Here is a 14,749-nt window from a genome sequence, read left to right as displayed (position 1 = left end):
TGGGCTTCCTTATTTGAATGAAGGCCAGGATCAAGCGATCTTGGCCAGTTGCCTGAGGCCATAGGCTATCGCAAAAGTTTCGTGGCCGCATAGGGCGCTGGCAAAGTCCGCCCAGGTTTGCGGGTGGCTCTCAGCAGGGGACGCGGCGGCAAAACAGGCGCGCTCCAGGGCGGCAAAGTGGGGTACCAGGGCGGGATCGCGACGACAGGGCAGGACATCGAGGCGGGGATGGGGCAGTGACCAGCGCAGGCGGGCCCACGCCAGCAAGCGGGCCCGGGCCTGCTCGGCATCGGCCCGACACAGCGCCTGTTGCAGGCGATAGAAGGCGTGCCAGCGCGGCCCGTGGCGCCAGCAGGCCCGCAGCAGCAGAGCCCAGATGACCCACAGCAGGCTCTCGTCGTTCGGCCCATCCTGCGCCGGCGGCGACTGCGTGCTTGCGGCGATGTGCAGGGGCGTGGCGGGCAGCCGAGCGTATTCGATGCGCCCGCGCTGGGTGTTGAACCAGGCCAGCTCGATGGCGGGCAGCAGGTAGTCACCGGGCTCGTCCACGGTCAAGGCCTGGCGCCACTCGCGCTCGAAGCGCAGCGTCCCCTTGGCGAGATAGCGCTCCTGCTGCTGCTCCCCATCCGGTCTGGCTCTGATGCCGGCGGGCAGGCCGGATGAGCCGAGCAGGCGTGCCAGATTGAGGCGGCTGCCATCCCCCCCCTCCAGGGTGAGGGTCAGGGTGCGGATCACCGGCTCACCCGCTCTGGCCGCCGTCGGCGGATCCAGCCGCTGGCTCAGGGTGAGCTGGCTCGCCACCGGTTGCAGCGGGGGCGCATCGATCTGCACGAACAGGGTGGCCGCCCGGGCCGAGAGCGGGTCACTGCCACCGTCATCTTGCGGCAAACGCCCCTGAAAGCGGGGGGACTCCAGCGGATGGCGCCCCGCTTCTTTGGCCTGCAGCAGCCAGCTGCGGGTCAGGCGGCCGGGCAGGCCGGGACTTGCCGGTGGTTGCCACTGATCGTTGCCGAGGCGGCGAATGGTGAAGGCATCGCTGGCCGGCTCGGTGAGGTTGGGGGCCTCCATGTTGGCCGGTAGCCAGAGGCTGAGCTGATAGACAAACGGCTGGCCGGGGTAGAGCGGCCCCTGCTGCAGCACCCGGGCCTGCAGTTCGATGGGGGAGATGGCAGGCGCTGGCGCCAGGTTGCCGGCTTCGCTGCGTGGCGGAAAGGGGATGGACTGAGTCTGCTCCGCCCCCAGTGGCAGGGCTGGCACCTGCTGCGGGCTGGTATCCAGCAGGTGCAGGGGGATCTGCCAGCGGGTCAGGCTCTGCTGCGGGGTACTGACCCGGCTCATGGTCACCTTGCCCACCGCGAACTGACGCAGCAGGGGGGTGATGGCAAGCTCATTGCTCTGGCGCTCGCCGTCCGCTTCGATGATCAGCAACCAGTCGCGGCGATCTGCTCCCGGCAGCAGCTCGGCCCGGGGCGGGGCAGCAAAAACCTGCGCCGTCATCAGCCAGAGCAGCAACAGGCACAGGGCATGGCAAGGGGCGAAGAGGCGGCTCACCAGGGATCCTCTCCTTTCAAGGTGCCAGGGGCGAGGCTGCGGTTGGCCTCCTGCTGGCGCCTGCGTTGATCTTCCTTGCGCAGCCGCTGCTCCAGCAGCAGGACGGGAGGCGACGGAGGCAGGGGAGCGTCCGGGGTGGCGGCCTGCTCTGGGGCATCGATGGGCTTGGGATCCTGCGCCTGTGGGGTTGCCTCGGGCGGCTGGGCGCGCAGCAAGGTCAGGTTGTAGCGCGCATCCTGATGGCCCGGCTCCAGCGCCAGCGCCGCTAGATAGGCCTGCTCGGCCGCTGCCAACTGACCGAGTTGCACCAGGGCATTGCCCCGGTTGTAGTGGGCAGTGGCCGTGCTGGCCCGGCCATAGGCGGCTGCTGCCTTGGCGTAGTCGCCAGCCCGATACCAGGCATTGCCCTGCCAGACGGGATCCGCAAAGGCGCGGGCGGCCTCCTGATAGCGCTTTTGCAAGAAGGCTTGCCAGGCCTGATTGTCATGGGCAGCAGGCGGGATGGCCGTTGGCGCCGGGCTGGCCTGCAGAGAGGGTGGCGTCAGCAAGAGCGTCCCCACCAGCACCAGCCAGAGGGTGCCGATACGGGCCAGCAGGGCCAGCGGCAGCAGGGGCAGCAGCAGCCAGGGGCCTAGATCTATGGCCTGGTGGGCACCTGTGGTCTGGCTCATGGGCAGGGGGGCAAAGCGTGGCGCCCCCTGTTGCAGCCACTGCAGTTGACCGCCGAGATCGCCAGTCAACTGTTGCAGGGTAACCACATCGGGTGCCGGCAGGGCACGGCCGAAGCCACCGCCTATGGTGGCGGGCAGGCGACTGGCCTGGCCGCTGTTGACCAGCAAGACGTCGAGGCGCGCTTGTACCTGGGCGTGGCAAAAGAGGCTGCCCTGGCAGGGCCACACCGCCTTGATCCGCTCGGCCTGACGGGCGGTCAGGTCATCGGTGATCAGCAGCAGGCGGGCCTGTTGGCCGGCGGGGATCTGCTTGAGCGCCAGCGCCACCGCACGATCGGGCGCGCTGCCTTGCCTTGGCATGATGGCCGGGCGCAGGTCGGGCAGCAGCAGGGCGAGGGCCTGGTGATCCCGGGTCGGCGGCATGGCGAGGTAGGCATCCCCGGCAAACAGGATGAGGGCGATGGGATGGGCCGCTTCCTGCTGCGCTCGGTCAGCCAATAAATCCTGCAGCAGCACCCGCACCCGGGTGGCCCGGTCTGGCAGCAGATCGGTGGCCAGCATGGAGCGGGAGAGATCCAGCAGCCAGATGTCGAGGGCCGGGCTGGGAGTGCTCTGACTCTGCTGGCGCAGGGCCGGGCCGCTCAAGGCCAGGATCAGCGGCAGGCAGGCCAGCCAGAGCCAGGGAAAGTGGCGCCGCTGCCCCGGCAGCAGATAGGCCTGCATGGCGGGGGTCAGCAGCGGGGCCTGGCGACGACGGCGCCATCCCTGCCACAGCCACGGCAGCAGGGCCAGCAACCAGAGCGGGCGCAGCAGGGTGAGCTCCATCATGAGGCGCCTCGGGACGGGCTGTCAGGCACAGTGGCTTTGCGGCTCAGCCGCAGCGGCCAGCGCAACCGGGCGGGCCAGCTCAGCAGCAGCCAGGCCAGCGCCAGCGGCCAGGGGTAGAGCTCCTGATTGGGGCGATAGCGGGTCTGCGCGGTGGCGACGGGCTCCAGGGTATCCAGCGCCTGATTGATGGCCTCGAGATCCCCCTGGGTGCGCGCCCGGAAGTAACGGCCATGGCCCACCTCGGCCAGTTGTTGCAAGAGGGCTTCGTCCAGCTCGGCGCTGGGATCGCTCTGGGCCGGGGCCTGTGCGGGGGTCATCGCCTCGGCAAAGGTATCCGGATCGGCGCCCACCCCCAGGGTATAGAGGCGAATACCTGCGGCGGCGGCCTGCTTGGCCTCGCTCAGGGGATCGGCGCTGCCGGCGGTGTTGCGCCCGTCGGTGACCAGCAACAGGGCGGTAGAGCGTTTGGGGGCCTTGTGCTGGCGCGCAAGCAGGATGGCCTCGCCGAGGGCGGTGGTGCGTCCCACCAGCTCGAAATCGAGCTCGCGGGTGAGACCGAGCAGGGCGTCGGTCTCCTGGGTCAGGGGCGAGAGCAGGTAGGCGTGATCGGCGAACACGATGAGGGCGATACGATCGCCGGGGCGGGCGGCGATGAGCCTGTCTATCTGCTGGCGCACCGCGCTGAGCCGGTCTTTTTGCTCCCCTTCATCCAGCATGTCCTGGGTGCGCATGCTGTCGGAAAGATCCACCGCCAGGATGAGATCCCGGCTGCTCTGATAGCTTACCTGAGGCGGCTCTTGCCACTGGGGGCGGCAGAGCGCCAGCACCAGGGCGCACCAGCACAGCGCCATCCGCCACAGGGGCTGGCCGGCATGGGGGCGCAGCAGGGGAAAACCGGCATGGGTCAACACGCCAGGGTCATGTGCGCCGCGGGGGCGGGGTGGCAGACCAAAGCGCACTAGCAGCGGCAGCACCAGCGCCAGGGCAAACCAGGGCCAGGCGAGGATCATGGCCGTCTCCCGGCGTGCGCGTCGCTCAGGCGGGTTCGCCGCCAGCGAGAGCGCAGTGCAAGCAACCAGGCTGGTAGGCAGATGCAGCTGCGTCCCCAGGCGAGGTAGGCCCGGCGCAGCGCCTGGCGCTGCTGCGCATCCGGAATTTGACCGCCGTAGAGCCAGGCAGACCAGTGCGGGGCCAGCTCGCGAAAGCGGCTGCCCCCCAGAGAATCAAGAAAGACGAGCCAGGGCGCGCCCTGCAATGCGGCTGCCTCGGGCCAGCGGGGCAGTACGGCCTCGCGCAACACGGCTTGCAGTTGGGGCACCAGATCGGGGGCCTGCCAGTCGAGCTGTCGCCGCCAGCGGTGATAACGCAGCAGGCTCTGTACGCCGAGGATGATCATGGCGCCGACCAGCAGCGCGATCAGCAGCCACCACCAGCCCAGCAGACGGGGATCAGAGGCCAGCTGCAGCGGCGGGCCGGGGTGAATGTCGCGCAGCTGGGCCGCCAGCGGGGAAGTGGGGACGCTGCTGCCCGGCACGGCGCTGGCGAGCCAGTTCAGAATTGGCGGCATGCTCCCTCCTGCCACTGGCGTTGCAGCGGCTGGCCGTTGTCGAGCCGGTAGAGGCGCTGCACCAGCGGCAGCAGTTGCTGATGGCTCTGGCGGGCCAGCTGTTCGGCAGCTTCTTGATAGCGCCAGGCGAACCCCGCTTCACCGGCCTCGAGCCAGCCGCTCTGCTGGCCGGCGCGCACCGCCAGGCGCCCCTGGGCGGGCAGGGCTGCCTCCAGCGGATCCCGAATTTGCCAGCAATGCAGGTCGTGGCGCCGGCCGAGCAGTTGCAACTGGCGGCAGAGCGCCTCGTCGAGAGGGCTGTGATCGGTGATCAGGGTCAGTCTGGCACCGTGGGGCAGGTTGAGCCGGGCCAGGGTATGGGCTAGGGCGTAGGGGGGCGGCGTGCGTGCCAGTCCCAGCCGGTAGTGGTGGCAGAGGGCCTCCAGCAAGGGCACCAGGGGACCGCGCTGGTGTTGCAGGTGCGGCTCCACGCCGTGGCAGATCAGGGTGTTGGCCTGCTTTTCCCCTTGCCAGAGCAGGGCGGCGGCCAGCTCGCAGCCCAGGCGCGCCTTGAGCTGGTGGCAAGAGCCAAAGTACATGGCCGGAGAGAGATCGAGCAGCAGCCAGTGGGCCTGATCCTGCTCCTCGCTGTAGAGCCGGGTATAGGGGCGACCAAGGCGGGCGGTCACCCGCCAGTCGATATGACGCACCTCGTCGCCGGCCTGATAGGCGCGCAGCTCGCGAAAGGTGAGCCCCGGCGTGCGGCCAAGCCGCCCCTGCGCCACCGGTTGAATACGGGAGCGCGGTCCCTGCCGGGCCCACAGCCTGATCGCCAGCAGTCTGGCGAGCGGCAGGGCGATATCGGGATGGGCGAGGGGATCGACGGCGCTCGTCATGGCAGCAGGGCCCGCACAGAGGAAACGAGCGGACTCAGGGACATGGGATCGCATCCAGCAGCAGGGTGATGAGCGCCTCGTTGTCGAGGTTGTCCGCTAGCGCCTGATAACTGGGGATGAGGCGATGGCGCAACACGGCCGGCGCCAGCTGTTGAATGTCTTCGGGCAGCACGAAATCCCGTCCGGCCAGCCAGGCCCTGGCGCGAGCCGCTCTGGCCAGACCTATGCTGGCCCTGGGGCTGGCACCCACCGCGACCAGGGGTTCGAGTTCCGGACACAGGCCGCTGCCCGGCCGGGTGGCACAGACCAGCTGCACCAGATAGTGCTCGAGGCGCCCCTGCATCTGCACCGCCTGCACCGCGCTGCGGGCCGCCAGCAGATCGGCCTGGCTCAGGGTGAGCGGTGGCGTCGGCAGGGTGTCGCCACGGGCGTTGAGCTGGAGGATGGCCAGCTCCATGGCGGGGCTCGGGTAGTCCACCAGCAGCTTGAGCAAGAAGCGATCGAGCTGGGCTTCCGGCAGGGGATAGGTCCCCTCCTGTTCTATCGGGTTTTGCGTGGCGGCCACCATAAAGAGCGGCGGCAGGCGCCAGCTCTTCTTGCCCACGGTGATCTGATGCTCGGCCATCGCCTCCAAGAGGGCGGACTGTACCTTGGCCGGCGCCCGGTTGATCTCGTCCGCCAGCACCAGGTGGTTGAAGAGGGGACCGGGCTGAAACACGAAGCTGGCATCCTGGGGATGAAACACCTCGCTGCCGGTGAGATCGGCAGGCAGCAGGTCGGGGGTGAACTGGATGCGGGCAAAGCGCCCCTCCACCGCGCCGGCCAGCGCCTTGACGGCCCGGGTCTTGGCAAGACCGGGGGCGCCTTCGATCAACACATGTCCTTCACATAACAGGGCGATCAGCAGCCCCTCGATGAGGGGGCCCTGTCCCAGAATTTGACTACCCAGATAGTCCGCAAGCTGTCTGAACTCGGCCGCTGCCATGCAATAAACCCGTTGTTTTCATAGAAGTTGATCTTTTTATACTCCAGTTGGCGCACAAGGGCGAGGGAGGGGGCCAAGATGGCGGCAATTTAGTTTCAATCAGCCGTATGAAATTTGTGAGTGGATTGTTAAGATGTGGCGCAATGAGGTCAGACCTCTCCCTTTAGTCTTCTCGTTTAACCAAGGAGCCAGGATGAAAGAGCCATTGAAACTGACGACTCGCCAGGGCGAACGGATTGCCGTCGTGGCGGGTTTGCGCACTCCCTTTGCCAAGCAGGCCACCGCTTTTCACGGCGTGCCTGCGGTGGATCTGGGCAAACTGGTGGTGAGCGAGATGCTCGCTCGCACCGATCTCGATCCCAAGCTCATCGACCAGCTGGTGTTCGGCCAGGTGGTACAGATGCCGGAAGCCCCCAACATCGCCCGCGAGATCGTGCTCGGCACCGGCATGAGTGTCAGCACCGATGCCTATAGCGTGTCGCGCGCCTGCGCCACCAGTTTCCAGGCCGTTGCCAACGTCACCGAATCCATCATGGCCGGCACGGTGGACATCGCCATCGCCGGCGGCGCCGACTCCTCCTCCGTGCTACCCATCGGGGTGAGCAAGAAGCTGGCTCGCGCCCTGGTTGATCTCAACAAGGCGCGCAATCTGCAGCAGCGTTTCAATATTCTGCGCCAGTTGCGGGTCAAGGATCTGCTGCCGGTGCCGCCCGCCGTGGCCGAGTACTCCACCGGTCTCTCCATGGGGCAGACCGCCGAGCAGATGGCCAAGAGCCACCAGATCAGCCGCGAGGCGCAAGATGCGCTGGCGCACCGCTCCCACACCCTGGCCGCGCAGGCCTGGGCCGATGGCAAGTTGAGTGGCGAGGTGTTTACCGCCCACGTGCCGCCCTACAAGGCACCGCTGGAGCGAGACAACAATATCCGCGAAAGCTCCGATCTGGCGAGCTACGCCAAGCTCAAGCCGGTGTTTGACCGGGTGCACGGCTCCGTCACCGCCGCCAACGCCACCCCGCTCACCGACGGCGCCGCCGCCGTGTTGCTGATGCGCGAAGGGCGGGCCCGCGAGCTTGGCCTTGAGCCGCTCGGTTATATCCGCAGTTTCGCATTTTCTGCCATCGACGTGTGGCAGGACATGCTGATGGGCCCCTCCTACGCCACCCCGCTGGCGCTGGATCGCGCCGGCATCACGCTGGCCGATCTCACCCTGATCGACATGCACGAGGCTTTTGCCGCCCAGACCCTGGCCAACCTCAAGATGTTTGCCAGCAAAGAGTTTGCCCAGAGCAAGCTGGGTCGCGATCAGGCCATCGGCGAGGTGGACATGGACAAATTCAACGTCCTCGGTGGCTCGCTGGCCTTTGGTCACCCCTTTGCCGCGACCGGTGCGCGGATGATCACCCAAACTTTGCACGAGCTGCGGCGCCGGGGTGGGGGATTGGGGCTTAACACCGCCTGTGCGGCGGGTGGTCTCGGCGTGGCCATGGTGTTGGAGGTAGAGTGATGAGCGAGAAGACTTTTTCCCTGGCGGTGCGCCAGGATGGCATCGGCATTCTCACCATGGATGTGCCGGGCGAGAGCATGAATACCCTCAAGGCCGCCTTCGTGGAAGAGATCCGCGCGGTGCTGGCCGAGGTGAAAGCCAATAAAGAGCTGATCGGCCTGGTGGTGGTCTCCGGCAAGAAGGACTCCTTCATCGCCGGCGCCGACATCAGCATGCTGGCGGCCTGTAGCAGCGCCAAGGATGCCGAGACGCTGTCGCGGGAAGGGCAGGTGATCTTCGCCGAGATCGAGTCGCTGCCGATCCCGGTGATCGCCGCCATTCACGGCCCCTGCCTCGGCGGCGGGCTGGAGCTGGCGCTGGCCTGTCATGGCCGGGTGGTCACCGATCACGGCAAGACGGTGCTCGGCCTGCCCGAGGTGCAACTGGGCTTGCTGCCGGGCTCCGGCGGGACCCAGCGTCTGCCGCGTCTCATCGGGGTGGCCAAGGCACTCGATCTGATGCTGACCGGCAAGCAGGTGCGGGCCAAGCAGGCCAAGAAACTGGGGCTGGTGGACGACGTGGTGCCGCCCTCCATCCTGCTGGAGGCCGCCATCAAGTTGGCCAAGAAGGGCAAGCCCCGTCACGAGCTCAAGCGGGATCTGCAGGGCAAGCTGCTGGAGACCAATGCGCTTGGCCGCAAGGTGCTGTTCGATCAGGCCCGCAAGGGGGTGAAGGCGAAGACCCGCGGCAACTACCCGGCCCCGGATCTGATCCTGGAAGTGGTGCGCATCGGGGTGGAAGAGGGGATGCAGGCCGGCCTTGCCGCCGAATCCCGCCACTTTGGCGAGCTGGTGATGACTGCTGAGTCCGCTGCCCTGCGCTCCATCTTCTTTGCCACCACCGAGATGAAGAAGGAGGTCACCTATCAGGGGGCCGAACCGCGCAAGGTGGGTCACGCCGCCGTGCTGGGCGGCGGTCTGATGGGGGGCGGCATCGCCTTCGTCACCGCCACCAAGGCGGGCGTGCCGGTACGGATCAAGGACGTGGCCAGCAGCGGCATCGGCAATGCCATGCGCTACAGCTATGACATCCTGGCCAAGAAGCTCAAGCGTCGCCAACTGCTGCGCAGCGAGCTTGAGAAGCAGATGAGCCTGCTCACCGGCACCCTCGACTACTCCGGTTTCCACCGGGTCGACATGGTGGTGGAAGCGGTGTTTGAAGATCTTTCCCTCAAGCACCAGATGGTGAAGGACGTGGAGCGTGAATGTGGCGAGCACACCGTGTTTGCCTCCAACACCTCCTCTCTGCCGATCCAGCAGATCGCCTCGGCGGCGGCGCACCCGGAGCGGGTGGTGGGGCTGCACTACTTCAGCCCGGTGGACAAGATGCCGCTGGCGGAAATCATCCCCCACGCCGGCACCAGTGCCGAAACGGTCGCCACCACCCTGGCGTTCGCTCGCGCTCAGGGCAAGACCCCCATCGTGGTCAAGGACGAGGCGGGCTTCTACGTCAACCGCATCCTGGCCCCTTACATGAACGAGGCGGCGCGCCTGGTGCTGGAAGGGGAGCCGGTGGAGGTGCTGGACGGCGCCCTGCTCGATTTCGGCTTCCCGGTCGGCCCCATCACCCTGCTGGACGAGGTGGGGATCGACGTGGGTGCCAAGATCTCCCCGATCCTCGAAAAAGAGCTGGGGGGCGAGCAGTTCCAGGCCCCGGCGGCCTTTGACAAGCTGCTGCAAAACGATCGCAAGGGGCGCAAGAACGGCAAGGGCTTCTACCTCTACGGCAAGGCGGCCCCGCGCAGCAAGCTCACCGGCAAAGAGGGCAAGAAGACGGTGGACGAGAGCGTCTACGGTGTGCTCGGCATCTCGCCCCAGGCCAAGCTGGCCAAGGCGGAGCTGGCCGAGCGCTGCGTGTTGATGATGCTCAACGAAGCGGCCATGGCGCTGGACAGCGGCGTGGTGGCCTCGGCTCGCGATGGCGACATCGGCGCCATCTTCGGCATCGGCTTCCCACCGTTCCTGGGCGGCCCGTTCCGCTACATGGACAGCCTCGGCATCGAGCACCTGGTGGGGCGCCTTGAGCACTACCAGAAGCGCTACGGTGACCGCTTCGCCCCCTGCGATCGCCTCAAGGCGATGGCCGCCGAGCAGCAGCGCTTCTATTGAGGGGGCGCCGCTCGCGGCAACAGGCCAACCGACAAGGAGGCGACCCCGGGGTCGCCTCCTTCTTTTTGGCGCCGAGATGGAAAATGCGGGGGCAGCAGGCTGACAACTGGTTGAATCCCGTCCATATTTTTCCTCGGCAAGGGATAAATTGTTGATCCAACTCAAACTAGCCCCCTATTTATTACTTTGGTGGCATAGGACTCAGGCGCTGGTTGGGGTCAAATAGCATCATCAGGAACGGGGGGATAACCCCGTCACGAAAGGGACACCCATTTCACTGGATGAAGGACACATAATGAGTCTGCTTGAACAAACCATCTGGACTGTATTGGGATACGGGGCCATGCCCTTTATCTTCCTGAGCGGGTTTGTGGCGGTGGCAGTGACCTGCTGCCTGCTGCTCAATGCCTTCGGGGTCAAGTCCGCCGAGAAGTGATCCGCTTCTTTCGTTCATACCGCCAAATGCCAGTCTTCGGACTGGCATTTGTTTTTTGAGCCTTGGCAGGCAGTTATCTGCGCTCCAGGGGCTAAATGTGTGCTGCTTGAGGTCGAACCGGCCGCCGATTTTGATTACACTGGCGCGCAGTTTTTCGTTTCGGCCCGCTTCCCAAGGTATTCAAGGTTTTCTATGGCTCTCAAGGCAACCGTATTCAAGGCTCAGCTCAGCCTGTCCGACATGGATCGCAATCTGTATCAGGACTTCTCTCTCACCCTGGCCCGTCACCCCTCCGAGACCGACGAGCGGATGATGATCCGGCTGGCCGCCTTCGCCTGGCATGCCGCCGAGCGGCTGGAGTTCACCAAGGGCCTCTCCGCCGATGACGAGCCGGAACTCTGGCGCAAGAACTATTCCGACGAGATTGAACTCTGGATCGAACTCGGCCAGCCTGACGAGCGCCGTCTCAAGAAGGCGTGCAACCGCTCCCGTCATGTGGTGCTCTACCTCTACGGCGGCCGTGGTACCAGCGTCTGGTGGAAGCAGAACCAGGGCAAACTCGGCCTGCACGACAACCTCACCGTGATTGAGCTCTCCGACAGCCAGACCCTGCCGCTGACCGAGATGGTGGAGCGCACCATGCAGCTCACCTGCACCATCTCCGATGGCCAGCTCTGGGTGAGCAACGGCCGCCAGGAAGTGACCCTGGATCCCGTGCTGCTGATGGGAATCCCCGCCCGCGAACTGTAAAGGACCTGCCCATGTTCAGCGCGCTGCTCAATATCGTCATTCCGGTGTTTGCGGTGGTGGGGCTTGGCGCCCTCTACGGCAGGTTGCGTCCGGGCGGCACGCTGGGTTACGTCAACCGGGCCAATATCGAGCTGTTTACCCCGGCGCTGGTGTTCTCGGCGCTGGTCAAATACCCGCTGGATCTGATGGCCCACCTCTCGCTCATCGCGGCGGGAGCCCTGGTGATCCTGCTGCCGGGGCTGCTGCTCTCCCTGCTCAGGCTTCGCAGCATCAGCCGACCGGCCCTGATCCTGCCCGCCATGTTTCGCAACACCGGCAACTTGGGCATTCCGCTGATGGTGCTGGCCTTTGGCGAGCAGCAGCTGGGCGCCATCATCATACTGTTCGTGCTCTCCAACCTGCTCCACTTCTCGGTGGGCATGTTCATCCTCTCGGCCAACACCTCCCGCTGGCTCTGGTTACGCAGCCCTGTGCTGTGGGCCGCCCTGGCCGGCCTGCTGGTGGCCAATCTGCACATCCCGCTGCCCGAATACCTGGTGACCAGCGCCTCCCTGCTCGGCCAGATCTCGGTACCGCTGATGCTGTTTGCCCTCGGCATCCGGTTGATGGAAGGGGAGCTGGATCACCTGGGGCTCGCCCTCAAGTGCAACCTGCTCTATCTGCTGGCCGGTGGCATCTCCCTGGGTCTGGCGGTCTGGCTGTTGCCGCTGCAACCAGCCTGGATCCCGCTGCTGATGCTGTCGGTGGCACTGCCGCCGGCGGTGCTCAACTACATGCTGTGCGAGCAGTACCAGTGCCAGCCCGAGAAGGTGGCCAGTATCGTGCTCGGCGGCAATGCGCTCTCGGTCCTGGTGATCCCGCTGGCGGTCTGGCTGGCCCTGCATCTGGGCAGTTGATCCGGCCCTTCTCACCGTTTTTGCGCACCCCAGATGATGTGGGTGGCCTGCTCCTTGGCTTTTCTCTTCCCCAGTCTGCGCCAGCTCTCACTCCGGGGAGTGGGGTGGGTGCAAGTTCCCTTTTCGTGATCCTCGGCGAAGTCGCTGCCATCGAATTGGCATAGTATCTGGCCAGCATGAATCCCACCCGGGGTGGGAGCCAGGGGATTTACAACATGATGTCCGTCAGTAACCAATGTTTGTTGATGCAGATCCAGCCCACCATTTTGCGCTTTGCCAAGATGCTGGCCAGCGTGCTGCAACTGGAAGTGGAAATCGTGGACGCCAACATGGTGCGGGTGGCGGGAACCGGCCCTTACGGCAAGTTCTTCGGTCGCCAGCTGGAGGGGGACTCCCGCCTGTTGCGCTACGTCATCGAGCATCAGCGCGAGAAGATCGTCACCCACACCAGCGAGGATCCGGTCTGCGAGGGGTGCAGCTGCAAGGAGAGCTGCCGGGAGCGGGCCTTTCTCGGGGTGCCCATCATGGTGGAGGAGAACTGCATCGGGGTGATCAGCCTGGTGGCCTTCAACCCGGAGCAGCAGGCCCGTCTCAACAACAATCTGCAGGAGGTGTGCGACTATGTGCAGCACATCTCCAGCATCTTCGTGGCCAAGCTGCTCGACTCGCGTGGCCTGTCGGACGGGGTCAACAAGGTCTTTCTGAGCCTGATGAACCACATGGATCAGGGCTGCCTGCTGCTCGATGAGAAGAGCCAGGTGCTCTACGCCAACGAGGTCGCGCTCAAGCAGCTCAACTGCCAGCAGGAGGCGCTGCTGGGCTGCGAGATAGGGCTGCGCCCGCTCACCTTTGCCCAGCAGGGGTTGACCGGCCACCTGCAACACATCGTCACCCTGGGGGATCGCCAGGAGCTGATCATCGGCCAGTTGCACCACGTGCAGGGCCAGCAGCTGTTTCTGATGGCGTTTCACCAGTCCCACGGCACGCCGAGTCAGCCGCTGGAGCCCGATGAGGGAGTCAGCATGCTGATCGGGGAGAGCAAGCCGATGCGGGCCTTGAAAAAGCTGCTCCATCGCATCGCTCTGAGCCCCTCCAGCGTGCTGGTGTGCGGCGAAAGCGGCACAGGCAAGGAGGTGGTGGCCCGCGCCATCCACCGACTCAGCCCGCGCCGCGACAAGCCCTTCATCGCCATCAACTGCGCCGCCATCCCCGAGCAGCTGCTTGAGAGCGAGCTGTTCGGCTACGTGAAGGGGGCCTTCACCGGGGCCTCCAGCACCGGCAAGCAGGGGCTGATCCAGGCCGCCCAGCAGGGCACCCTGTTTCTCGACGAGATAGGGGACATGCCGCTCACCATGCAGGCCAAGCTACTGCGGGTGCTGGAGCTGCGAGAGGTGACCCCCATCGGCGCCAGCCGGCCGGTGCCGGTGGACATTCGCATCATAGCCGCGACCCATCAGCATCTGGAGCAGTACATCGCCGAGGGCAAGTTTCGCGAGGATCTCTTCTATCGTCTCAACGTCATTCCCATCCACCTGCCGCCCCTGCGCGAGCGGGAGGGGGACGTGGCGCTGCTGACCCACTACTTCCTCAACCTGCACACCAGCCGCATCGGCCTGCTGTATCCGGGGCTCAGCCCGGAGGTGATGGCACTGCTCGAAGGCTACCGCTGGCCCGGCAACGTGCGCGAGCTCAGCAACCTCATCGAGTACCTGGTGAACGTAGTGCAGGCGGGGGAGGTGATCGAGAGCATACTGCTGCCCCCCAACATCCTGCGCAACCAGCGCAGTGGGGCGGACGAGCCGCCACGCAGCACGGCGCAAATCGCGCGCATGCCGCTCTCGCCCGACCCTTATTCCCATGGCGTGCTGGCCGACCCTGCGCTCAGCCCTGCCGCTGGCAACCCGGCATCGGTTACCGGGACGCCCTGGTCATCGCCAGAGGCAAGCCTGCCAGAGCCGGCTGCCGGCCAGGTCGAGCGCGGGTTGGCGCTGCCACTTGGCGAAAACGGGCTGGAGAACATGGAAAAGCAGATGATAGAGGAAACCCTGCTGCGCCTTGGCAACAAGAAGCTGGCCGCCCAGGCACTCGGGATCGGCATCGCCACCCTGTATCGCAAGATAAAGAAGTACGAGATAGCCGTGCAGGCCTGATCCCACTTCGGGTCGCCTGGCGGCCCCGCTTGACCGCGCCGCGACCGACAATCGCGGCGTTATCATTATGAGAATGTCGCCCCGCTTTCTATCAATTGGCAGGCTCTGGTGATAGCCGGACTGATAATTATCAAGGTCGGCTTGGCCTCCTCTCACCCTATTCTCGCGCTATTTCAGTAGTGCGCAGCCATCAGCTGGAAAATAAGCCGGCTCACCTGCCTTGGCGGGGCGCCATATAGCCTAAGGCTGTGCGCCGGCTCACATTCAAGACGCCTTTTCTGGTTATTCCCCGCTTATTTATGCGTTGGCACGCTTATTGATTGCCCTTATTTGACGCTGACCGATGAACTCACCCAATGGCCCTTGTTTCGGTGACCTGTGAGTGGAAG

12 protein-coding genes are annotated in these 14,749 nt (G+C 65.6%); 6 read left to right on the top strand and 6 right to left on the bottom strand.

Annotated features, from left to right (window positions below):
* Positions 1–30 precede the first annotated feature (30 nt).
* Genes OKC29_RS03000 through OKC29_RS02975 form a run of 6 tightly spaced genes read right to left on the bottom strand, consistent with a single transcriptional unit; the run spans position 31 to position 6,477 of the window.
* A complete protein-coding gene (locus OKC29_RS03000; protein ID WP_073350432.1) occupies positions 31–1,551 on the bottom strand; it encodes a BatD family protein in 1,521 nt (506 codons plus the stop codon).
* Positions 1,548–3,047 carry a tetratricopeptide repeat protein gene (locus OKC29_RS02995; RefSeq protein WP_073350430.1) on the bottom strand — a complete coding sequence of 500 codons (1,500 nt, stop codon included), beginning with the start codon at positions 3,045–3,047 and terminating at the stop codon, positions 1,548–1,550. Before OKC29_RS02995 ends, OKC29_RS03000 begins: the two co-directional genes overlap by 4 nt.
* Complete coding sequence (locus OKC29_RS02990) at positions 3,047–4,060, bottom strand: VWA domain-containing protein (RefSeq protein ID WP_073350429.1); 1,014 nt, start codon at positions 4,058–4,060, stop codon at positions 3,047–3,049. Before OKC29_RS02990 ends, OKC29_RS02995 begins: the two co-directional genes overlap by 1 nt.
* The gene (locus OKC29_RS02985) at positions 4,057–4,617 is read right to left on the bottom strand and encodes a DUF4381 domain-containing protein (RefSeq protein ID WP_073350427.1); all 561 of its coding nucleotides are present in this window, start codon (positions 4,615–4,617) and stop codon (positions 4,057–4,059) included. Before OKC29_RS02985 ends, OKC29_RS02990 begins: the two co-directional genes overlap by 4 nt.
* On the bottom strand, positions 4,602–5,492 hold the full coding sequence (locus OKC29_RS02980) for a DUF58 domain-containing protein (RefSeq protein ID WP_162275692.1): 891 nt from the start codon (positions 5,490–5,492) through the stop codon (positions 4,602–4,604). Before OKC29_RS02980 ends, OKC29_RS02985 begins: the two co-directional genes overlap by 16 nt.
* A 34-nt stretch (positions 5,493–5,526) precedes the next feature.
* Positions 5,527–6,477, bottom strand: coding sequence for an AAA family ATPase (locus tag OKC29_RS02975; RefSeq protein ID WP_073350424.1), 951 nt, complete (start codon positions 6,475–6,477; stop codon positions 5,527–5,529).
* 193 nt (positions 6,478–6,670) lie between these two features.
* Between OKC29_RS02975 and fadI the strand changes: the two genes are divergently transcribed.
* The 6 genes from fadI to OKC29_RS02945 all read left to right on the top strand — a co-directional run bounded on the left by fadI (position 6,671) and on the right by OKC29_RS02945 (position 14,360).
* The gene (gene fadI / locus OKC29_RS02970; RefSeq protein ID WP_024945337.1) at positions 6,671–7,981 is read left to right on the top strand and encodes an acetyl-CoA C-acyltransferase FadI; all 1,311 of its coding nucleotides are present in this window, start codon (positions 6,671–6,673) and stop codon (positions 7,979–7,981) included.
* Positions 7,981–10,128 (top strand): fatty acid oxidation complex subunit alpha FadJ, encoded by a 2,148-nt coding sequence (fadJ, locus tag OKC29_RS02965; RefSeq protein WP_073350422.1) that lies wholly within the window; start codon positions 7,981–7,983, stop codon positions 10,126–10,128. The genes fadI and fadJ overlap by 1 nt, the downstream gene beginning before the upstream one ends.
* Before the next feature lie 295 nt (positions 10,129–10,423).
* Entirely contained in the window at positions 10,424–10,564 is a 141-nt protein-coding gene (locus OKC29_RS02960; RefSeq protein ID WP_005301193.1) for a TIGR02808 family protein, read from the top strand.
* 192 nt (positions 10,565–10,756) lie between these two features.
* Complete coding sequence (locus OKC29_RS02955; RefSeq protein ID WP_162275691.1) at positions 10,757–11,314, top strand: YaeQ family protein; 558 nt, start codon at positions 10,757–10,759, stop codon at positions 11,312–11,314.
* A gap of 11 nt (positions 11,315–11,325) precedes the next feature.
* The gene (locus OKC29_RS02950; protein WP_073350418.1) at positions 11,326–12,210 is read left to right on the top strand and encodes an AEC family transporter; all 885 of its coding nucleotides are present in this window, start codon (positions 11,326–11,328) and stop codon (positions 12,208–12,210) included.
* 215 nt (positions 12,211–12,425) lie between these two features.
* The gene (locus tag OKC29_RS02945) at positions 12,426–14,360 is read left to right on the top strand and encodes a sigma 54-interacting transcriptional regulator (RefSeq protein ID WP_073350417.1); all 1,935 of its coding nucleotides are present in this window, start codon (positions 12,426–12,428) and stop codon (positions 14,358–14,360) included.
* Positions 14,361–14,749: the final 389 nt, after the last annotated feature.

It is taken from the genome of Aeromonas sp. QDB34 (assembly GCF_027705405.1).
Classification (GTDB): domain Bacteria; phylum Pseudomonadota; class Gammaproteobacteria; order Enterobacterales; family Aeromonadaceae; genus Aeromonas; species Aeromonas hydrophila.
This window is presented reverse-complemented; position numbering and strand designations above follow the sequence as displayed.